We start from the raw sequence: 20106 nt of genomic DNA, 5'->3' as shown, positions 1-20106 counted from the left end.
CAAGCGGCGTATGGAGTCAATGGTCAGCAGAGAACAAGTGGCGAAAAAAACGGTTACCCGCACGTGGTGGAAAGAAGCAATCGCGTATCAGATTTACCCGCGTAGCTTTAAAGATTCGAACGGAGACGGGATTGGGGATCTCCGCGGTATCATTGACAAGCTGGATTACTTAGAAGACCTGGGGATCGATGTGATTTGGATTTGTCCGATGTATAAGTCCCCGAACGATGATAACGGATATGATATCTCGGACTATCAAGACATCATGCAAGAGTTTGGGACGATGGAAGACTTTGACGCCTTGCTCAAGGCCGTCCATGCCCGTGGAATGAAATTACTGTTAGACCTTGTCGTCAACCATACCTCTGACGAGCATCCATGGTTCGTCGAATCAAAAAGTTCGAGACACGACCCGAAGCGGGACTGGTACATCTGGCGTGACGGAACGGATGAGGCACCTCCGAACAACTGGGCGAGTATCTTTGGGGGCTCGGCGTGGGAATACGATGAGACGACCAAGCAATACTATTTGCACGTCTTCTCTAAAAAACAGCCAGATTTGAACTGGGAAAACAAAGACGTACGTGATGCCGTCTACGATATGATCAACTGGTGGCTCGACAAAGGAATCGATGGTTTCCGAGTCGACGCGATCAGCCACATCAAGAAGATGCCAACTGAGACGATGTTGCCGTCTCCAGACGGCAAATCGTACGTCACGGCGTTCTCGATGTATTCGAATATCGACGGCATCCACGATTATCTTCAAGAGATGAAACAAGCGACGTTCGCCAATTACGACATCATGACGGTCGGCGAAACGAACGGGATTGAACCGCAAGCGGCCGACTTATGGATGGGGCCGGACAACGGGGCGATGAACATGGCATTCCACTTTGACCATGTCGACATCATGCGCAAGTCACGCCTGGCACCGCTCGATGTCGTCGAATTGAAACGAATCTTTGACAAGTGGCAACAAGGCCTGCTCGAGACGGGATGGAACGCTCTCTATATCGAGAATCACGACATGGTGCGCGCCGTCTCGCTCGTCGGGGATGAGAACCATTACTGGCGCGAAAGCGCGACCGCCCTCGGCATGATGTATTTCTTCATGCACGGGACACCGTTCATCTATCAAGGACAGGAAATTGGCATGAAGAACGTGCCGTTGCCATCGATTCATGACTATGACGACGTGGCGACGAAAAATGAATACTTCGAACGGATCGCCAACGGAATGAGTGAAAACGATTCGATGCAACAAGTGTGGGGGACGTCACGCGATAACGTCCGCACCCCGATTCAATGGGATGCGTCACCGCACGCTGGTTTCTCGACGGCGACGCCATGGATGCCGATCCATGAGGAGTATGAGACGCTCAACGTCGACGCTCAATCGAAGGATGCCCATTCGATTCTGTCGTTCTATAAGGCGATGATCCGTCTCCGTCGGACGGAAGACACGTTCACATACGGCAGTTACCGCGATTTGTTGCCAGAACATCTGCAAGTTTTCGCCTATGAGCGCACGTTCGAACAACAGACGTTTTATGTCATCGTCAACTTGACGGCGAACCCTGCCGAGACGACGCTGCCTGGTCTCGACAAGGCGACGCTCGTATTGACGAACGAGATGGACCCTGAGACGATCGAGACGGACACGTTTATGCTGCGGCCGTTCGAAGCAAGACTATATCGTTGCTCATAAAACCGAAAGCATTTTTCTGCTTATGACAGAAGAATGCTTTTTTGTCATTAATGGAAAGTATTAGGTAGTGATATGTTTGAAAATAAAAGAGAATAAAAATTAAAAATGTCATTAAAAGGAAAAATATTTACTTTAAAAGTCACTGAATGAATGTGAAAAAAATATGAAAAATTCACGTTTCTTCTTAATAGATTCAGTTGAATCTAAAAAAGGCAAGTATCGAGACGTGAAAGTCTCTATAAATTGCTTTATACTTAGAATTAACAAAGAATCGTCCTGGCAATAAAAATATTTTACTCGGTTTCGTTTGTTGATAAAACGAAGGGAATCAGACACTAAAAAGCTACCTACTCCTACAAAAGGAATCAACAATCATAATTGTAAATATTTTACTTTTTAGGGGCGGTTAAGAAGCAAAGGAGGGAACACATTGTCTGTATTGCACTGGGTGATCTTATCCCCATTTCTATTCGGGCTCATCATACCGTTGTTGTTTAAGTATGTACCAAAAATCCATGTGGGTTGGTTTGTCTGGCTGTTGCCGACGGCACTCTTCATTTACTTCATGAATCGATTACCGGCAATCTCATCTGGAGAAGTCGTCAGTGAGAGCGTCAGCTGGATTCCTGAGTTAGGGATTGAATTTACAGCGTATTTAGACGGTTTGAGCATGTTGTTCGTGTTGTTGATTACGGGAATCGGATCGCTCGTCGTCCTGTACTCCATTTTCTACTTGTCGAAACAAGAGCGACTCGGTAACTTCTACCTCTATTTGATGCTCTTCATGGGAGCGATGCTCGGTGTCGTCTTATCGGATAACTTGATCGTCCTTTATGTGTTTTGGGAAGTGACGAGCATCGCATCGGCGCTATTGATCAGTTACTGGTTCCACAAGGACAAGTCGACGAAAGGTGCTCAAAAGTCGATGTTGATCACCGTAGCGGGCGGATTGGCCATGCTCGGAGGATTCATTTTACTGTTCCAAATGACAGGTACGTTCAGCATCCGTGAAATTATCGCGAACGTCGATGCCGTTCAAGCAAGTCCGCTCTTCATTCCAGCGATGCTCTTAATCTTGCTCGGCGCATTCACGAAGTCGGCGCAGTTCCCGTTCCACATCTGGTTGCCGGACGCGATGGAGGCACCAACGCCGGTCAGCGCCTATCTTCACTCGGCAACGATGGTCAAAGCAGGAATCTATCTCGTCGCCCGGATGACGCCAGTGTTCGGCGGTTCGAACGTCTGGTTTTGGACGCTCTCGCTCGTCGGACTCTTTACACTGTTATGGGGCTCGATCTCAGCTGTCCGTCAAAAGGATTTAAAAGGGATTCTCGCCTTCTCGACGGTCAGCCAACTCGGGCTCATCATGTCGCTCCTCGGCGTCGGCTCGGCTGCGCTCACGGACGGGGCAGACGACCCGATGTATACACAAGCGATTCTCGTCGCAGTCTTCCACTTGTTCAACCACGCGACGTTTAAAGGGGCGCTGTTCATGGCGGTCGGTATTATCGACCACGAGACCGGGACACGCGACATTCGAAAGCTCGGTGGATTGATGACAGTGATGCCGATCACCTTCACAGTCTCGCTCATCGGTCTCGCTTCGATGGCAGGACTTCCACCGTTCAACGGTTTCTTGAGTAAAGAAAAGTTCTTCACGGCGATGCTCAGCGTTCGTGACTTCGAGGCGTTTGATGTCGGTTCGTTTGGGATAATGTTCCCGATCATCGCCTGGATCGCGAGTATCTTCACGTTCCTCTACAGTTTGATTATGTTCTTCCGCACGTTCCGTGGGAAGTTTGAACCGAGTAACTATGAGCGGACCGTGCACGAGGCACCACTCGGGATGTTGATTAGTCCAATCATTCTCGTCGTCCTCGTGATCGTCTTCGGTTTGTTCCCGAACTTGTTGTCGTACTCGATCATTGAGCCGGCTAAACAAGCCATCTTACCGACTTACTTGCCGGAAGGGGAACAGTTCGTCGTCAACATTAAACTATGGCATGGCATTAACACAGAGCTTTTGATGACGCTTGGTGTCGTCTTGGTTGCTTCTCTGTTGTTCTATGTGATGGGGCGTTGGACGAAACTCGCGATCTATAACCGCGAGCGTGACCCGCTCAACTGGCTCTACGACAATGCGCTTACAGGACTCACATCCGGCTCGCAGTGGATCACGCGTCTCCAAATGACAGGGCGGTTGCGGGATTACTTCGCCTATATCTTCACGTTCATGTTGCTTCTCGTCGGGTATACGTTCTGGCGCTTCGACGCATTCGCCATCGATACGTCGAACACGAGCGTGATTGAGCCGTTCATGTGGATTTTGATTCCACTGCTCATGGCGGCAGTGATTAGCATCCCGTTCTTGAATCATCGAATCACCGCGGTCATCGTCGTCGGGGTCGTCGGTTTCTTGCTAGCACTTTTGCTCATCGTGTTCCGGGCGCCAGACCTCGCGCTCACAAAGTTGCTCGTTGAGACGGTCACCCTCGTCATCTTCATGCTCGCGTTCTATCACTTGCCAGAGTTGCGCAAAGAAAAGTTCACACCGCGCTTGAACATTAGTAACATGCTCATCTCGGTGAGTGTCGGTGTCATGATGACGCTCGTCGCTTTCAGTTCGATGGCGCTTGGTAATTCGTCAGGGTACGTTTCGATTTCTGAGTATTTCCTAGAAAATGCAAAAGAGCTCGCTGGAGGCTATAACGTCGTCAACGTCATTCTCGTCGACTTCCGAGGTCTCGATACACTACTTGAGGTACTCGTACTCGCCGTGGCCGCGCTTGGAGTCGTCACATTGATTAAACTGCGCTTGAAAGGAGGAGAAGATGTATGAATAAGCAAGTGAAACCGAATAACTTGATGCTTCGCAACGTTACTCGAGTGGTCACATTCATCTTGTTTACGTTCTCGATTTACTTGTTCTTCGCCGGGCATAATAATCCCGGTGGAGGCTTTATTGGTGGATTGATGACGGCAAGCGCACTTCTCCTTCTCTATTTAGGATTTAGCATGAGACGGATTAAAAAGGCTGTGCCTTTTGATTTCACGACGATCATTGCTGTCGGTTTGCTAGTCGCGCTAGCGACGAGTGTGTCGAGCATGTTTTTCGGCCATCCGTTTTTGAGCCAGTTTTATGAGTACGTGCAGTTGCCTGTACTCGGGGAGACGGGGGTAGCGACTTCGCTACCGTTTGATTTAGGTATTTATTTAGTCGTCGTTGGTATGGCATTAACGATTATTTTAGCGATTGCGGAGGATGATGCGTAATGGAGATACTCATGTCAATTACGGTTGGTGTCCTCTTTATGATCGGCACTTACCTGTTACTGTCGAAAAGTTTATTACGAATTGTACTCGCCCTCATCATATTGTCGCATGGCGCACACTTCTTGCTTCTGACGATGGGCGGGCTACAAACGGGCGGTCCACCGCTCTTGAATTTGAACGTGGAGACGTTCACCGATCCTTTGCCACAAGCGTTGGTGCTAACGGCAATCGTGATTAGTTTTGGAATGACGTCCTTTTTACTTGTCCTGTCTTATCGGACATACAAAGTGTTTCGGACAGACGACTTAGATCAGTTAAGGGGGTCGCCTGATGAGTAATCTACTCGTACTTCCATTTCTTATCCCGTTTGTGATGGGAGCGGTCATGATTCTGTTTTCTAAGAACATCGGTCTACAGCGCGTTTTGAGTGGACTGACCGCCCTGTCCATGCTCGGCGTCGCCATCTACTTGGTTCGCGTCGTCATGACAGAAGGGATTGTCGTGTTAGAAGTTGGTGATTGGTCCGCACCGTTTGGAATCGTCCTTGTCGCTGATTTGTTTGCGGTGACGATGGTGCTCATGTCGGCTATCGTCGGTCTCCTCTGTCTCTTGTTCGCGTTTCGGACAATCGCGCCGGAACGTGAGAAATTCTTCTTCTACCCGTTTTACTTTTTCCTATTAACGGGTGTGAACGGAGCGTTCTTGACGGGAGACATCTTCAACTTGTTTGTCTTCTTCGAAGTCATGCTGATCTCGTCTTACGTCTTGATTGTGATGGGCGGGACGAAGTACCAGTTACGTGAATCTCTCAAATACGTCGTCATGAATATCTTCGCGTCCATCTTGTTCGTCGCGACAATGGCCTTCACCTATGCCGTGACGGGTACGCTGAATATGGCGCAACTCGCTGAGCGCGTGGCTGAGCTCGAACAAGTCGGGGTGTTGAATGTGATTGCGATGTTTTACTTCATCGTCTTCGGGATGAAAGGCGCGCTCTTCCCCCTCTACTTCTGGTTACCGCGTTCATACTTCGGGCCACCCGCAGCGGTCGCCGCATTGTTCGGCGGACTGTTGACGAAGGTTGGGATTTACGCGATTATCCGGACGTTCACGCTCATCTTCCCGCACAATCAAGAGTTCACCCAACCAATCCTCATCTGGGTCGGGGCCATCACGATTGTCATCGGCGGTCTCGGAGCGGTCTCGAACTTCGACTTCAAGCGGATCTTGTCGTACCATATCGTATCGCAGGTCGGTTATATGGTCATCGGTCTCGGGCTATACACGAGCCTTGCGATTGCTGCGGCGATTTACTATATCGTCCACAATATCATCGTGAAGACGGCACTTTTCCTGTACGCAGGGACGGCGCAGCGGATTACGGGTACGACCGATTTGAAGCAAATGGGTGGATTGTTGAAGACGCACCCGCTCCTCGGGTGGATGTTCTTCATCACCGGAATCGCCATTGCGGGAATACCGCCGTTCAGTGGGTTCATCAGCAAGTTGTCACTCATCGTTTCTAGTTTTGAGACAGAGCAATATCTCGTCGGCGGGATTGCACTCGCCGTCGGGATGCTGACGCTCTTCTCGATGATCAAGATTTTCATGTACGTGTTCTGGGGTGAGCAAAAGCACACGACAGCCCAAGGGAAGACGAAAGTCGGAGCGTTGTTGCTCCCGGCCGTCCCGCTCGTCATTTTGACGACGGTGCTCGGGATTGCGGCGCAACCGATCCTCTCGTTCTTCCTTGATGCATCAAATCAGTTGTTGGACCCGTCGATTTATATTGATTCGGTCTTGAGAGGAGGGGGAGCATGACGTTTCAAATCGTATTGAACACGGCCATCGCCATTTTGTGGGCGGTGCTTTGGAACAGTTATACCGGAGTCGATTTCCTGCTCGGTTATCTCGTCGGGGTTTTCATCTTATATGTCCTCCGGCACTTCCTCCACTTTGATTTTTATATGCGCCGGGTGATTGCCGCATTTAAACTACTCGCCCTGTTCATTAAAGAGTTGATTCTATCCAATATCGACGTCGTGAAAGTGTTGCTCAGTCCAAAGTTTGAGATTGAGCCTGGGATTATTGAAGTGTCGACAGAACTAAAGAGTGGCTGGGAGCTGACACTGCTCGTTTCCCTCATCAGTTTGACACCTGGTACGATTGTCATGGACTTTTCGGAAGACAATAAATCGCTCTTTGTCCATTCGATCCATGTACCGGATAAAGAAGAGATGATCCGAGAAATCCATGAAACGTTTGAAAAAGCCATCATGGAGGTGACACATTGATGTTTAACGTGTTGCTCATGATCTCGTTGATCCTCATGTCATTCGCGCTCGTTATTTCGTTTGCTCGAATCATCAAGGGACCATCCCTTCCAGATCGCATCGTCGCCCTCGATTCGATTGGGATCACCTTGATTGGGATGATTGGGATTCTAATGATTCTCCAAAAGACGATTGCATACGCGGAAGTCATTTTGATGATTGGTATTTTGGCGTTTGTCGGGACGATTGCCTTATCGAAATTCATAGAGAGGGGGAATATCTTTGACCGCGATTGAATGGTTGATTGCGATTTTATGTTTGATTGGCGGCTTTCTCAGCTTCATGGGCGGAATCGGACTTATTCGTTTCCCGGACGTGTACGGTAGGACCCATGCGGCTGCGAAAAGTGCAACGCTCGGTGTCATGACCGTCATGACGGGGACATTCCTCTACTTTTTGGTTATAGAAGGCATGTTCTCCGGGAAGATTTTATTGACGATTTTGTTCGTCTTTTTGACGGCGCCGCTTGCTGCACTCATGATGTCTCGGGCAGCCTATTTAACCGGAGTTCCGTTGTCTGAACTTACGACGCAAGATGATTTGAAGAAAAAGTACCCCGATGCCCAAAAAGATGTAAAGTAGACCTTGTCAGAAACCGAATTGCTGAGGAGGCGCGCCATGCATCAAATTCAAGTTGAAAATGAAAGTGTTTCGTATCGAGTGACGATTGTCGAGGCCGACCGGGCCTTCCTTATCCTCGATGTTCATGGTCGGCGCGAGGTGGTGACGACGGCGAACTATATTTCCTTTGCGCGCGACCTCACTACGGCCCATCGGCGATTGAGTGGGGTGGCTCAGCTCTTGAACGTCCAAGGCGAAGAAGTATTGAACATCGAATACCTCGGTGGTCACGTCGATGTTCAGCTGATCGGAGACGCTGGTATCCGAACGCTTACGACCGATCAAAGTTATATGACACCTGTGCTTGCTCAAATCGGGATCGTGGAATAGATTGTGACAAACGCGGGAAAAGAGCATATGATAGAGGTTGACTATACGGAAAGGGGTGTCGGGTATGGATGGCACGAAACGCGCGGACATTCGCCCAGGGCTCCACGTCCAGATTGTCCTAAAACAAGATCAGCGGAGTGGGAAGTTGACGTCAGGCGTCGTCAAAGACATTTTGACGAACTCGCCGCGTCACCCGCACGGCATTAAAGTACGCTTAAGCGATGGACAGGTCGGTCGGGTGAAAGTGATCGAAGCTGGAGGTGAATAACATGACTGAAAAGAAATTAAGTTTTCAAGAGGCGATGAAGCAAAAACTCGCTGAAAAGAAACAAAACGAGACGAAAGTGCCGACAGGACTTCGTGGGACGAAGCAGAAACCGTTGACGAACCAGTTGACGAAGAAGCCGAACAACCAGAAGAAACGGACAGGCGTTTAACAAGCAGCCGCTCAATGAGCGTCTGCTTTTTTTATTTCCCAAATGAATAATGAAAGGAAGCTGGTATTTTCTATACATTCAAATCTATTTACAAAGCGAATAGTTTGAAACAAGTTGAATGAGGACGTCAAAAAAAAGTAGGGAAATAAAGATTTATTATTTCTTTCAGATAACTTTGTAAGCGCTTTAAATAAAGCTATTGCTCAACTTTTGTTATATAACATATGAAAATTGTGTGAACTGACCTATAAAAAAATTATTGCTAATTGTCAGAATCTTTGTATAATTCAGAACTAAGACATCATAAAAATTTTAAACAACTTTAGATTCACACAACAGGGAGGAACTTACTTATGGAAGCCGTGCAAAGCATGTTACAAGGAAGCGTCGATTACATGAACAACATCTTATGGACTTATGTTCTGATCGTCGCGCTCGTCGGAGCCGGGATTTACTTTACAGTGAGGACACGCTTTATGCAGTTCCGTTACTTAAAAGAGATGTTCCGGGTCGTCGCTGAAAAACCGGAGGTCACAGACAGCAAGAGCATCAGTTCAATGAAATCGTTCTTCATCGGAGCAGCCACACGAATCGGGACGGGTAACTTGGCTGGTGTCACCGTCGCCGTGACGGTAGGTGGACCAGGAGCGGTCTTCTGGATGTGGATTGTCGCGCTTCTCGGTGGAGCGACAGCGATGATTGAGAGCACGCTCGCACAAGTCTATAAAGTAAAAGATGACGTCGCGTACCGCGGCGGTCCAGCATACTACATTGAAAAAGGACTCAACAACCGGGCCCTTGGTATCGTCTTCGCCGTCTTAATCGCGGTGACGTTCGGTCTCATCTTCAACTCAGTGCAATCGAACACGATCGCGGCCGCGTTTGATAACGCGTTCGGCATCGATGCCGTCGTCGGTGGAGCCATCCTCGTCGTCTTGACTGGATTGGTCATCTTCGGTGGTGTACACCGTGTCGCCAACTTCTCGGCAATCGTTGTACCGATTATGGCTGGATTGTACTTGGCCATCGCCGCTTATGTCGTCGTCGTCAACATCACAGAAATCCCAGGCGTGTTCGCGATGATCTTCCAGAGCGCATTCGGTCTTGAGCAAGCGTTCGGTGGATCGGTCGGAGCAGCCATCTCGATGGGTGTACGTCGCGGTCTCTTCTCGAACGAAGCAGGTATGGGTTCGGCACCAAACGCGGCAGCAGCTGCTGAAGTTTCACACCCAGCGAAACAAGGTTTCCTTCAAGCGCTCGGCGTCTTCTTGGACACGTTGATCGTCTGTACGGCAACAGCGGCCATCATCCTCCTCTCAGACAGCTATGCTGCCGGTAACGGAGAAGGAATCGTCATGCTTCAAAATGCATTGAGCGAACAAATCGGATCGTGGGCGCCAGCGTTCGTAGCTGTCAGTGTCTTCTTGTTCGCCTTCAGTTCAATCGCAGGTAGCTACTACTACGGTGAAACAAACATCGAGTTCATCAAGAAGAGCAAAAACGCAGTTCTTGGTTTCCGCCTTGCGACAATGGCGTTCGTCTTCATCGGAGCGGTCGCAAGCCTCGGCTTCGTCTGGAGCTTGGCTGACTTGTTCATGGCAGGGATGACGTTAATCAACATTGCAGCCATCACATTGCTTGGTGGCGTCGCCTTCAAAGTCCTTCGCGACTACGAAGAGCAGCGTGCCCAAGGGCTCAACCCACGCTTCTCGGCCCGTAAACTCGGCATCGAGAACACGGAATGTTGGGACGTCGAAGAAGAAGAAGTCGCACAAGGTGCAGTCCAAGCGGCTGCTGCCGATACGACAAAAGGTTAATTCGTTCAATATGCAACAACAGGGGCCCTGCGCATCGGGGCCCCTGTCTTTTTATGCTTGTTGACGGATAGATTCGATTTTCGTATCGGCTGGCTTGGCGTTCAAATGGACGTACGTCCCGGCGACGAACAAGGCGCCACCCACGATATTGCCGAGTGTGGCAAAGACGAGGTTATGCAGTGCGAGACCGATGTTAATCGCCTCGGACGGCACATAATAGAGCGCGAGCCCGAAGATGCCCATATTGGCAATCGAGTGCTCGAAGCCGGCGGCGAAAAAGACGACGACCGGGAGCATCGTCAGCATGATTTTGGCGACATCATTCTTCGTTTTCAGTGGCATGAAGATAGCGATACAGACGAGGATGTTACACAAAATCCCTTTTAAGAAAATCGCGAGCGCCTCGCCGCCCATCTTTTTCGCAGCGACGACGGACAAGAGATGATCCGTGTCGACGTCACCCATGCTGTGGGCCCCGATGACGAGCCCGACGAGAATCAGTGCACCGACGAGGTTACCGAACCAGCTGATACCCCAGACGGCCGTCAAATCGCGCCAGTCGACACGTCCGCGTTTCGCACCCGTATACAGATACATCGTGTTGCTCGTGAACAGCTCGCCGCCCATCCAGACGATGAAGACGAGCGCGACCGAGAAACTCATTCCGGCAAACAACATCGTCCCTGGTACGTCGATGAACATGTTACCGACCGAAAAGGCAAAGACGACCCCAATCCCGATTAGAAAACCAGCGACGATGGAACGGAGTGCGTAGTGACCGAATGCATGACGCAATAGCGTCGCTTTTTTATAGGCGGCTTCTTCCATATATTCGACAGCTTGTTTTTCCATTTGAACACGGCCTCCTTTAGACAACTTAAGTCTAGGAGGTCCAACAAAAGTTTGCAATTGTTTTCACAAACTTTTTTTGAAAGCCGTTTCAACTGTTCACATCGTTGCCACGAGTCCGACTTTCATCCGGTCTGGGTCTTCAAAATACAAAGCGATATAATTTGGACCACCGGCATAAGGGAAGCGGTCGGCGTACAGCTCCTTGAAGCCGTGGCGTGGGAGTTCTGGACGCAACCGCTCGAGTTGGTCGAGCGAATCGGCATGAAAGGCGAGATGGTTCAATCCAGTCCGTTTACGGTGATAGGGCGGTTCAAGGTGGTCGGCCTCAGTTTGGACGAAGACGAGATACGTGGCGCCGAAGCGATAACTTCGCCCTTCGTCCCATTGTTGATAGACGGTATAGCCGAGTTCGGTGAGAAGCCAGTCCCAAGCGTTGAGGCTCTTCGTTAAATCCGAAACGTACAGTTCGACATGGTGCAGCATCGGTCTCATCCTTCCGTCGGACGTTTCAAATGTGTCCGTTTAGTATAATGGTTATTATATAACGAATGCAGGGGGAACCATATGGACAACACGGGGCTTGTCTCGAACATATTGATCGCGGGGAAGACCGGGGTCGGGAAGAGCGCTTTTTTAAATTACATTTATGGGCGTGACGTTGCTGAGTCACGTGCCGGCAGCCCGGTGACGGCCGAAGGACTTCACGAATACGAGTACTACGATCTCGAGCGCGGTATCCTGTTCCGTTTCTTCGATACGTGGGGACTCGAGGCGGACCGATCCGACGAATGGCATGAAGCGGTCCTCTCCATCGTCAACAAGCGAGAAGGTGCGCTCGATATCGCCGACTGGTTCCATACCATCTATTATTTACTCTCGATCAACTCGGGGCGCGTCGAGGCGTACGAACTCGAATCGATTCTCAAACCGCTCTACGCGAAGCGAAGCAATGTCACAATCATCTTGACGAACTATAACCCAGACAGTGCGATGAACGTCGAGAAGGCGGAAGCGATGGAGGACGTGCTCATACGCGAACTCGGAATTTCACGAGATGCGATGATTCGCGTCAACAGTGTCGAAAAGAAATTGCTCGGCGGACAAGTCGTGCCGCATATCGGCTATGAGGCGGTGTGGCAACGTAATCGGACCAACCTCTGGAAAGACATCGAACGAAAGCTACCGCATAACTTGACGCGTCATTTATTGACCGAGTTAGAGGCGTGGCGCGCCCGGAGCTATCGTTCGGCTGAGACGATTCGCATGATCACCCCGCAAGTGATGATCAGCTGGAAAGCCCGGCAAATCGAAAAAGACTTGGAACGAACGCTCGAAGCGGCCGCTGAGACGACAGAGGCGGCGATGGCCCAAGGCGTTCGGCATTATATTCAATTGATGGAACGCTACCCGCTCGTCGGTGCCCCGTCCGACCTTGTCTTTAAAACGCGTCGGGTCGAGCTCGGGTTTGATTATTCGTTTAACCGGACCGTCCGAAAGATGGTGCTCGGCATGATTCCGGGCGTCCATTTCATTTATTGGGCGTTCAAACGGCGAACGGCGGAGCGCGGCATCAAGAAAGCCGTCAATCAACAATACGAGCTGGTCAAACAGACAATCGAGCTGGACGTGCACCGCGGATTCGAGGAAGAGATGCGACGGCTCGGCCGGACGCTCAATCAATGAGGAGGAACGGACATGGATAAACAGACCCCATTCAATTTTGATACGTACGATTTGAAGGAAGAGCTCGACCGATTGCGAGGGAAAGTCAAAAAACCGAATATCTTAATCGCGGGAGCGACCGGATCAGGCAAGAGTTCCGTCGTCAACCACGTGTTCGGTCGCGACTTGACAAAAGTGGCCGCCGGTGAACCGGTGACACGAGGGATTCATCAGTTCATGAGTGATGAGATCGCCATCGTGCTCTACGACAGTGAAGGATATGAAATCGGGAGCGCCCGGCAACAGGCGTATGCCGATGAAGTCATCGGTTTCGTTGAGCGGGCGCAGACGAAAGGGGCGGCCGAACAGATTCATCTCGTCTGGTACGTCATCAACGCCTCGATGAAACGGGTCACCCCGCTCGACCGGGCGCTCATCAAGCAGTTAAACGAAGCGACGTCGGTCGCCGTCCTGTTGACACAAATCGACCAAGTCGATGTAGATGAGCTCACGGCCCTCCGACAGGAATTAATGGATGTGGTACCGGAAGAGGCCGTGTTCCAAGTCAGCGTCGCCGCCGAGCTGTTGAATGACCCGGAATTACGGGCCCATCTCGATTGGGAACGTCTTGTCACGTGGTCGGTCGAACAGCTCGACCACTCGCTCCAAGAAGGGTTGCTCATGGAGATTCATGCCGAGAGTGAGGCGATGCTCAAATTGAAGCGGAAGAAGGCGAACCGCATCATCTCGGGTTATGTCGCCAGTGCCGGAACGGCGGCCGCCGTTCCGCTTCCGTTCGCTGATGCGATCGCGCTCACACCGATTCAAGTGACGATGAGCGTTCACTTGTTCCGCTACTGGGGCGTGAAAGCGAACGACGATATGCTGAAGACGCTGATCGGCAGCACCATCATCCCGCAAATCGGACGGGCGCTCTCGAAGACGATTTTACTGAACGTCATGAAATTCTTCCCGGGGGCGAACGCGGCGGCGAGCGTCATCAATGCGACTGTCGCATCAGGCATCACGTGGGCGATCGGCCTCGCCATCAACGAAGTCGCGTACCGGAACGCGATGGACTCATCGAAGACGATTGAGCAACTGCTTGACAGTGACTTTGGCTCGTTGTTCGAAAAGTTCATGGAACAAAATCCAGTGACGAAAAAGAAGTCTTGATCGAACCGGTTTGATACACTGGTCGAGACGAGACAAAAGGGGGAAACGATATGAAGAAACGAATTTACATCACGAGACGATTACCGGAAGAGGCTGTGGCACCGCTACGGGACAAGTACGAGGTCCGCATGTGGGAAGAAGAAGCGAAGAGTGTCCCGCGTGACGTGTTAGTGGAAGAAGCGGCGTCGGCACATGCGCTTTGGACGATGCTCAGTGACACGATCGACCGGGAACTGATTGAGCAAGCCCCACAGCTCGAAGTCATCTCGAACTTGGCGGTCGGCTATAACAATATCGATATCGAGGCGGCGAAAGAACGTGGCATCATCGTGACGAACACGCCAGACGTGTTGACCGAGACGACGGCCGACCTCGCCTTCGGACTGATGATGATGACGGCACGCCGGCTTGGGGAAGCGGAACGTGATTTACGGGCCGGGGAGTGGAAGTCGTGGACGCCGATGGGGTACGTCGGCATGGACTTGTATCGGGCCAAGCTCGGGATTATTGGAATGGGACGTATCGGCGAGGCGGTCGCACGCCGGGCCCGTGGCTTCGACATGGACGTGTTGTATCATAATCGGACGCGACGGCATGAATCGGAATCGATGTATGGGTTCGTCTACGCGGAACTCGATGAACTGCTCGAACAATCCGATTTCGTCGTCGTCCTTGCGCCCCTCACCGAGGAAACACGTGGGATGTTAGGGGCGGAACAGTTCGCTAAAATGAAATCGACGTCCATCTTCATCAACGTCGCCCGTGGCGAGATTATCGATGAGACGGCGCTCTATGAAGCACTGAAGGAACGGCGGATTTGGGCGGCGGGACTTGATGTGTTCGCTAAAGAACCGGTGGCGATGGACCATCCACTCTTGACGCTCCCGAACGTGACGACGTTGCCGCATATCGGCAGCGCCTCCATCAAGACAAGGCTTGCCATGATGGCGCTCAATCGGGAAGCCATCGTGAACGTGCTCGAAGGAGAAGAGCCGAAAAACCGATTAACGTAAAACAAGGACCTGACCGGGTTGTGGTCAGGTCCTTGTTGCATCTTGGTTAGAAACGGCGGATATTGTCTGGATCTTCGTAATCGTTTCGGAGGGCCCGATCATCGAGTCCACGCAACTTGTTCTCACGGTCAGTCAACTCAGATTTTTTATCCAATATGTCCTGCTCGGGGTCGACGGCCCGGTTTGGATTGTCGGCCGTCGATTCGTTGAACGGTTTCGAATCGATTTCTACACCATCAGACGTATGGCGATCGTCCCGGTTCGCGTCACGATGTTTCGGGTCATTATATGGCTCCGAATCAATCTCCACACCATCGGACGTGTGATGATCTGAGCGGGTCGAACGGGTCGTGTCAGATTTCGGATCATTATACGGCGTCGAATCGATTTCAAGCCCATCGGCCGTATGGTGGCCTTGGTGACTCGTATCGTGTCTCGAGTCGGTATAAGGTGACGAATCGATCGTCAGCCCTTCATTATGACGACGCTCGAAATCTTCATCCACATAGATTAAAATCTTTCCAGCCTCGACATCGCTATAGTGGCGATTTACCTCTTCTTCGCTCAATCCCATATTTCGAAGTCCCGCGTGGACATCCTCATGCCCGCTCAAGAACGCCCGAACTTTATCGAACCATCCGGTATGGTGTGACGCTTCGGTATGGACGTCTGTCTGACGACGCAAAATCGAGACATTGTCCTCATGCTTGGCGACGACATAGATATCTGAATCTTTGTAGCCTTTCGCACGCAACTCCTCGACTTTGCCGAGTGCCGCGTCTTGCGTGTCATACATGCTGATGAATCGTTTCTCACTCATAGTGTCTTCCTCCTTATAATCGGCGATGGTCTTCTAAGCCAGAATGTCCGCGGACGATCGGGTCCTCTTTCGTGCCACGTGGTTCTTCGTCGTGATCATTGAATGGCTTCGCGTCGAAGGCGATGCCATCCGCTTCTTCCCCTTTATCATGGTCGAGTTCACTATCTTTCTTATACATATTCGGATAGCGTTCGTATGAGTGTTTATCGATGTAAAGCAATAATTTGCCGGCATCGATCGACGTATAATACTCTTCAGCCTCCGCATCACTGAGTCCCATGTTCCGCAATTCATCACGAATGCGGTCACTGCCGTGAAGGAACGCTTTCACACGGTCCAGCCAGTTGACATCACGAATCCCCGATTCGGCATTCACATCGGTGTGGTAACGCAAGGCAGAAATTTCCCCGTCCCGCTTGGCTACGACGTGCATGTTTTTCTCTGCTTCCCCAGCTTGCTTGAGTTCATTCACCTTATCCATGACTTCTTGCTCATTATGGAATAACCCAATGATTTTGCGATCCGACATGTTGTGCCTCCTTCGTAATCGTTTATTTGTTAAATCGACGTCACGCTATTAGTAATTTCCGTTCTAACAAAGGTTCAAACAAAAAACGCCATCTCAAGACGAGAATGGCGTCATCAATAATAAATCATTAATGTTTCGTTTCCGAGATGGCATCGCGTGTTCTTCCAAACGAACTCGACGAGTGTCCACATGGCCATGAATCCACTGATCGCGAGCAGAATGAGCGCATACACAGGCGTCAATTGAATCAAGAATGACCATCCGAGCGAGAACAGGATGGGCTGGGTCAATAAAACGAACCCGACGTATACGACAATGATGAGCAAGGCGAATAGAATCCGTCGTCCTAACGTCTGAAAGTGATGGCGAAACCGCGTCAAAAGTCCAAACACGGCACCAGTCAACAACACGGGGAGCACGAATCCGAAGTAGTCGAGCGGGTAAGGCGTGGCCGGTGCCGTGAACAAGCGCAAACTGAACACGTCATCCATAACGAGCAACAGATTCGCATAGGCGAACGCTAAAATCATGCCGAGCAGCCAACCGAATTGATTCCAGACGCGACGCGATGATTTGATGGCCTCGATTTTTGTATAGGCCAAAAAGGAGACGTCACGCATCTCGACATCTTGAAGCTTGACCTGGACGTCGTTGAGCCGATCGATGGCCCAGTCGAATTCCCGATTGGCTTGAGTTTTCTCATGCGATTTCAATTCTTCTGACGCCTCGATCATCGTATGGTAGCGGCGGCGATACTCTTCGTTCGTCGTCGGTTGTTCGATTAAGAATAAGGCATAATCCTTCGGGTTTTGCTTGGTCAGCCCCTCTAGCGACTGTCCGTTCTTTTCCGCCTGTCGAATATAGCCCGCTAAACTGTCGAGCAACCGATCGGCTTTCGTCTCATCATTGAGCAGGTCGTGCAAGTGCGTTCGGACTTGATCGTAAAACTGTTGAACGATTGGATCGTTCGATACGTGTGATTTCAGAAAAATTCCTCTCTTCTCATAGTTAGATTATTCCGGGGGTGGGTCGTTATGCGATAGCGTCAATGATTCGAAGTCACCTTGTTCGATGCTACGGATGAGAATCTCACTGCCTCCCATATTCGTCGCTAGCGGAATCGAATACACGTCACAGAGACGCATCAAGGCGCTCACATCGGGCTCGTGTGGCTGGGCCGTCAACGGGTCGCGGAAGAAAATAATCATGTCCATCTCGCCGCGGGCGACGGCGGCGCCGATTTCTTGGTCCCCGCCCAGCGGACCGGATTGAAAACAATGGACCGGCAAACCGGTCGCTTCGGCGACGCGCTTCCCGGTTGTGCCGGTCGCGAACAATTGATGCTTTTGCAAGACGTGGGCATACGCTTTTACGAGCACGATCAAATCATCTTTTTTCTTATCGTGGGCAATCAGGGCGATGTTCATCTTGATTCCTCCTCAAAAGACTTCTTCTTTTAATTCGTATCACATTTACTTGAGAAAGACACGACTTCTTTCTTACTAGAATCACTTTCTAAAAAAACGTTTTGACTTGAATCATGTATAGAGGAATAAGAACTGGCAAGGTTTAGGCAACTGCAAATGTTGGTATTTATACAAAGAGTCAAATAAATGAAATCATTTCAAAAAGAGATTGGAGGAAGATGTTAAATGAACAATACTACCTATAACTTCAACACGTTCATGTCATGGCTGCCTGAGCTTTTGCTTGCCTTGGTCATTCTTGTCGTCGGATTCATTTTGGCGAAAGTTCTTGAAAACGTGACGCGCAAAGCGCTTCGCAAAGCACGTCTTGACGACCGTGTAGGGGTAAAACAAGAAGGTGAACCCGGAAAGCCTGGAAGAGAGGAAAAGCGGTGGACGCCTGAACGCATCATCGCAAAAGTCGTCTTCTTCGGCGTACTGCTTCTCGCATTCTTAATTATCTTTGAATTCTTGAACGTACCAGCTGTCGCTCAACCGTTCAGTCAAATCTATGCCGGCTTCTCTGGCTTGATCACAGGCGTGATTAAAGCAGGTCTCATCCTGCTCGTCGCATGGATTATCGCCACGCTCTTGAAAAAAGGGATTCAAATGGCAGGTCATCGTCTCAACTTGAACAAGTTGATGGAGAAGACAGGCCAAGAGTCGACTAGTGTCAATCAGACGAAATGGGTTGACACGGTCGCCAATATCGTCTTTTACCTTGTCCTATTGTTAGCTCTTCCAGCGGTACTCGATGCGCTTGGGTTACGAGGCATCAGCGGTCCGTTTGAAGACTTGTTGAACAGTTTCCTTGCCTTCATTCCAAAACTTGTCGCTGCAGCCCTTATCTTCGCGATTGGTTATGTCGTTGCGAAAATCGTCCGCGATATTTTGACGAAGTTCTTGGAAGCGGCAGGTCTTAACCGCTTCGCCGAGAAACTTCACTTGGCTGATTACGTGAAAGGGTCAAGTCTCGCAAAAGCGGTTGGAACGATCGTCTTCATCTTGATTATGATTCCGGTCACGATTTCAGCGCTTGAAGCACTTGATGTTCGTGGAATTTCAGATCCGGCCATCTCGATGCTCAATGATGTCTTGGCGATGATTCCGAATATCATCGTGGCAATCGTCTTGATTCTCGCCGGTGTATTCATTGCCAAGTGGTTGAAAGGTGTCGTCGTTTCTCTCCTTGAGAACTTGGGCGTCAATTCACTCGCTAGCAAAATGGGTCTAGGTGGCCGCTCGACGTCATCGACATCGATTGCACAAGTCATCGGTACAATCGTTCAAATCATCATCATCTTGTTGTTCGTATCGGAAGCACTTCAAGTCGCGAACCTCGACTTTATGGCTTCACTCGCAACAGCAATCTTTGCTTACTTGCCAATGGTCATCGCAGCCATCGTCATCTTGGCGGTCGGTTTCTGGCTCGCGAACATGGCAGAGCGTCTCGTCGGCAGTGTGCTCGTAGATGGAGCTGGCCAACCGAGCGTCTTGCGCCACGTCGCGAAGTACGCGATTCTTGGAATCGCCTTCTTCATGGCCATCAGCCAACTTGGCATTGCGCCATTGATCGTCAATACGGCATTCTTGCTCATCCTCGGTGCAGTTGCGCTCGCCTTCGGCCTTGCCTTCGGTCTCGGCGGACGTGAGACAGCAGCTCGCTACTTGAAGAAAGCTGAGAAGCGAATCGATGAGACAGAAGTGTCAAAAGAAGGTCTCGAGCAAGAGAAAGCCCAAATGAACCAAGAAGCCGAGGCTGCGAAGCGACAGGCGAAACAAGGTATGGAGCAGTCGAAGCGTGAAGCGGATCAAACGAAACAAGAGTTGAAACGTGAAACGAATCGTCCGCAAGCCTCACAATCTGACGTGACGAACGTGGACGGTCCAGAACCGAACCCGTTCCATGAAAACGTCACGCCAGATCAAGACAATCGTTCACTTGATGACAACGAAGGTCCACGTCGTCCGTAACGGTGAAGGACGGGTCCCTAAAAAGGGGCCCGTTTTTGTATTTCTGTAAAAAAGTGTCACTTTTGTCGATATAATAAGAAAGAGGTCGACGA

General features: G+C 50.4%; 22 protein-coding genes. 16 read left to right on the top strand and 6 right to left on the bottom strand.

The features are described 5' to 3' along the window. Nucleotides 1-10: 10 nt before the first annotated feature. The 12 genes from KNP68_RS09370 (at nucleotide 11) to KNP68_RS09315 (ending at nucleotide 10522) form a co-directional block, all read left to right on the top strand. Nucleotides 11-1711 (top strand): glycoside hydrolase family 13 protein, encoded by a 1701-nt coding sequence (locus tag KNP68_RS09370; protein WP_131471974.1) that lies wholly within the window; start codon nucleotides 11-13, stop codon nucleotides 1709-1711. Nucleotides 1712-2141: 430 nt separating this feature from the next. After that, a complete protein-coding gene (locus KNP68_RS09365) occupies nucleotides 2142-4550 on the top strand; it encodes a Na+/H+ antiporter subunit A (protein ID WP_131471972.1) in 2409 nt (802 codons plus the stop codon). Continuing rightward, nucleotides 4547-4984, top strand: a complete 438-nt coding sequence (locus tag KNP68_RS09360; protein ID WP_214756454.1) for a Na(+)/H(+) antiporter subunit B — start codon at nucleotides 4547-4549, stop codon at nucleotides 4982-4984. Before KNP68_RS09365 ends, KNP68_RS09360 begins: the two co-directional genes overlap by 4 nt. Continuing rightward, nucleotides 4984-5322, top strand: a complete 339-nt coding sequence (locus KNP68_RS09355) for a Na(+)/H(+) antiporter subunit C (protein WP_131471970.1) — start codon at nucleotides 4984-4986, stop codon at nucleotides 5320-5322. The genes KNP68_RS09360 and KNP68_RS09355 overlap by 1 nt, the downstream gene beginning before the upstream one ends. Continuing rightward, complete coding sequence (locus KNP68_RS09350) at nucleotides 5315-6805, top strand: Na+/H+ antiporter subunit D (RefSeq protein WP_131471968.1); 1491 nt, start codon at nucleotides 5315-5317, stop codon at nucleotides 6803-6805. The genes KNP68_RS09355 and KNP68_RS09350 overlap by 8 nt, the downstream gene beginning before the upstream one ends. Continuing rightward, nucleotides 6802-7278 (top strand): Na+/H+ antiporter subunit E, encoded by a 477-nt coding sequence (locus KNP68_RS09345; RefSeq protein ID WP_131471966.1) that lies wholly within the window; start codon nucleotides 6802-6804, stop codon nucleotides 7276-7278. The genes KNP68_RS09350 and KNP68_RS09345 overlap by 4 nt, the downstream gene beginning before the upstream one ends. Continuing rightward, nucleotides 7278-7553, top strand: coding sequence for a Na(+)/H(+) antiporter subunit F1 (locus KNP68_RS09340; protein ID WP_131471963.1), 276 nt, complete (start codon nucleotides 7278-7280; stop codon nucleotides 7551-7553). Before KNP68_RS09345 ends, KNP68_RS09340 begins: the two co-directional genes overlap by 1 nt. Then, the gene (gene mnhG / locus KNP68_RS09335) at nucleotides 7540-7899 is read left to right on the top strand and encodes a monovalent cation/H(+) antiporter subunit G (RefSeq protein ID WP_131471961.1); all 360 of its coding nucleotides are present in this window, start codon (nucleotides 7540-7542) and stop codon (nucleotides 7897-7899) included. The genes KNP68_RS09340 and mnhG overlap by 14 nt, the downstream gene beginning before the upstream one ends. Nucleotides 7900-7935: 36 nt before the next feature. After that, complete coding sequence (locus KNP68_RS09330) at nucleotides 7936-8268, top strand: hypothetical protein (protein ID WP_131471959.1); 333 nt, start codon at nucleotides 7936-7938, stop codon at nucleotides 8266-8268. A gap of 64 nt (nucleotides 8269-8332) precedes the next feature. Then, entirely contained in the window at nucleotides 8333-8536 is a 204-nt protein-coding gene (locus KNP68_RS09325; protein ID WP_021067949.1) for a YwbE family protein, read from the top strand. Between the two features lies 1 nt (nucleotide 8537). Beyond that, complete coding sequence (locus KNP68_RS09320; protein ID WP_021067950.1) at nucleotides 8538-8705, top strand: hypothetical protein; 168 nt, start codon at nucleotides 8538-8540, stop codon at nucleotides 8703-8705. A 353-nt stretch (nucleotides 8706-9058) separates the two neighbouring features. Continuing rightward, nucleotides 9059-10522, top strand: coding sequence for an alanine/glycine:cation symporter family protein (locus KNP68_RS09315; RefSeq protein ID WP_029596374.1), 1464 nt, complete (start codon nucleotides 9059-9061; stop codon nucleotides 10520-10522). Between the two features lie 51 nt (nucleotides 10523-10573). Here the strand turns inward: KNP68_RS09315 and KNP68_RS09310 are convergent, their stop codons facing one another. Together KNP68_RS09310 and KNP68_RS09305 are read right to left on the bottom strand one after the other, a co-directional pair. Continuing rightward, nucleotides 10574-11374, bottom strand: a complete 801-nt coding sequence (locus KNP68_RS09310; RefSeq protein ID WP_214799436.1) for a formate/nitrite transporter family protein — start codon at nucleotides 11372-11374, stop codon at nucleotides 10574-10576. A gap of 96 nt (nucleotides 11375-11470) precedes the next feature. Beyond that, nucleotides 11471-11857 carry a VOC family protein gene (locus tag KNP68_RS09305; protein ID WP_214799434.1) on the bottom strand — a complete coding sequence of 129 codons (387 nt, stop codon included), beginning with the start codon at nucleotides 11855-11857 and terminating at the stop codon, nucleotides 11471-11473. A gap of 81 nt (nucleotides 11858-11938) precedes the next feature. Between KNP68_RS09305 and KNP68_RS09300 the strand changes: the two genes are divergently transcribed. From KNP68_RS09300 to KNP68_RS09290, 3 genes are read left to right on the top strand one after another with little or no spacing between them, the layout of a single operon-like run. Further along, nucleotides 11939-13057, top strand: a complete 1119-nt coding sequence (locus KNP68_RS09300; RefSeq protein ID WP_214799432.1) for a GTPase — start codon at nucleotides 11939-11941, stop codon at nucleotides 13055-13057. Between the two features lie 12 nt (nucleotides 13058-13069). Then, nucleotides 13070-14212, top strand: a complete 1143-nt coding sequence (locus KNP68_RS09295) for a YcjF family protein (RefSeq protein ID WP_214799430.1) — start codon at nucleotides 13070-13072, stop codon at nucleotides 14210-14212. Nucleotides 14213-14262: 50 nt separating this feature from the next. Then, a complete protein-coding gene (locus KNP68_RS09290; RefSeq protein WP_214799427.1) occupies nucleotides 14263-15225 on the top strand; it encodes a 2-hydroxyacid dehydrogenase in 963 nt (320 codons plus the stop codon). 46 nt (nucleotides 15226-15271) lie between these two features. Here the strand turns inward: KNP68_RS09290 and KNP68_RS09285 are convergent, their stop codons facing one another. The 4 genes from KNP68_RS09285 to mgsA form a co-directional block, all read right to left on the bottom strand. After that, nucleotides 15272-16045, bottom strand: a complete 774-nt coding sequence (locus KNP68_RS09285) for a YflT domain-containing protein (RefSeq protein ID WP_214799425.1) — start codon at nucleotides 16043-16045, stop codon at nucleotides 15272-15274. Between the two features lie 13 nt (nucleotides 16046-16058). After that, nucleotides 16059-16574 (bottom strand): YflT domain-containing protein, encoded by a 516-nt coding sequence (locus tag KNP68_RS09280; protein WP_029596367.1) that lies wholly within the window; start codon nucleotides 16572-16574, stop codon nucleotides 16059-16061. A 113-nt stretch (nucleotides 16575-16687) separates the two neighbouring features. Then, a complete protein-coding gene (locus KNP68_RS09275) occupies nucleotides 16688-17497 on the bottom strand; it encodes a hypothetical protein (protein WP_251128711.1) in 810 nt (269 codons plus the stop codon). Nucleotides 17498-17587: 90 nt separating this feature from the next. Then, a complete protein-coding gene (mgsA, locus tag KNP68_RS09270; protein ID WP_214799423.1) occupies nucleotides 17588-18001 on the bottom strand; it encodes a methylglyoxal synthase in 414 nt (137 codons plus the stop codon). A 225-nt stretch (nucleotides 18002-18226) separates the two neighbouring features. Here mgsA and KNP68_RS09265 point away from each other — a divergent pair, with 225 nt between their 5' ends. Further along, a complete protein-coding gene (locus KNP68_RS09265; protein ID WP_214799421.1) occupies nucleotides 18227-20014 on the top strand; it encodes a mechanosensitive ion channel in 1788 nt (595 codons plus the stop codon). Nucleotides 20015-20106 lie beyond the last annotated feature (92 nt).

This window comes from Exiguobacterium sp. s50, from assembly GCF_018618175.1.
In the GTDB taxonomy this organism is placed as follows: Bacteria; Bacillota; Bacilli; order Exiguobacteriales; family Exiguobacteriaceae; genus Exiguobacterium; species Exiguobacterium chiriqhucha.
Note: the sequence above shows the minus strand (reverse complement) of the source record. Positions and strands in the feature narration are given on the sequence as shown.

Coding starts and splice junctions, on each gene's coding strand:
- KNP68_RS09370 (WP_131471974.1), top strand. CDS start 11: ATGGAGTCAATGGTCAGCAGAGAACAAGTGGCGAAAAAAACGGTTACC.
- KNP68_RS09360 (WP_214756454.1), top strand. CDS start 4,547: ATGAATAAGCAAGTGAAACCGAATAACTTGATGCTTCGCAACGTTACT.
- KNP68_RS09355 (WP_131471970.1), top strand. CDS start 4,984: ATGGAGATACTCATGTCAATTACGGTTGGTGTCCTCTTTATGATCGGC.
- KNP68_RS09350 (WP_131471968.1), top strand. CDS start 5,315: ATGAGTAATCTACTCGTACTTCCATTTCTTATCCCGTTTGTGATGGGA.
- KNP68_RS09345 (WP_131471966.1), top strand. CDS start 6,802: ATGACGTTTCAAATCGTATTGAACACGGCCATCGCCATTTTGTGGGCG.
- KNP68_RS09340 (WP_131471963.1), top strand. CDS start 7,278: ATGTTTAACGTGTTGCTCATGATCTCGTTGATCCTCATGTCATTCGCG.
- KNP68_RS09330 (WP_131471959.1), top strand. CDS start 7,936: ATGCATCAAATTCAAGTTGAAAATGAAAGTGTTTCGTATCGAGTGACG.
- KNP68_RS09325 (WP_021067949.1), top strand. CDS start 8,333: ATGGATGGCACGAAACGCGCGGACATTCGCCCAGGGCTCCACGTCCAG.
- KNP68_RS09320 (WP_021067950.1), top strand. CDS start 8,538: ATGACTGAAAAGAAATTAAGTTTTCAAGAGGCGATGAAGCAAAAACTC.
- KNP68_RS09315 (WP_029596374.1), top strand. CDS start 9,059: ATGGAAGCCGTGCAAAGCATGTTACAAGGAAGCGTCGATTACATGAAC.
- KNP68_RS09310 (WP_214799436.1), bottom strand. CDS start 11,374: ATGGAAAAACAAGCTGTCGAATATATGGAAGAAGCCGCCTATAAAAAA.
- KNP68_RS09305 (WP_214799434.1), bottom strand. CDS start 11,857: ATGCTGCACCATGTCGAACTGTACGTTTCGGATTTAACGAAGAGCCTC.
- KNP68_RS09300 (WP_214799432.1), top strand. CDS start 11,939: ATGGACAACACGGGGCTTGTCTCGAACATATTGATCGCGGGGAAGACC.
- KNP68_RS09295 (WP_214799430.1), top strand. CDS start 13,070: ATGGATAAACAGACCCCATTCAATTTTGATACGTACGATTTGAAGGAA.
- KNP68_RS09290 (WP_214799427.1), top strand. CDS start 14,263: ATGAAGAAACGAATTTACATCACGAGACGATTACCGGAAGAGGCTGTG.
- KNP68_RS09285 (WP_214799425.1), bottom strand. CDS start 16,045: ATGAGTGAGAAACGATTCATCAGCATGTATGACACGCAAGACGCGGCA.
- KNP68_RS09280 (WP_029596367.1), bottom strand. CDS start 16,574: ATGTCGGATCGCAAAATCATTGGGTTATTCCATAATGAGCAAGAAGTC.
- mgsA (WP_214799423.1), bottom strand. CDS start 18,001: ATGAACATCGCCCTGATTGCCCACGATAAGAAAAAAGATGATTTGATC.
- KNP68_RS09265 (WP_214799421.1), top strand. CDS start 18,227: ATGAACAATACTACCTATAACTTCAACACGTTCATGTCATGGCTGCCT.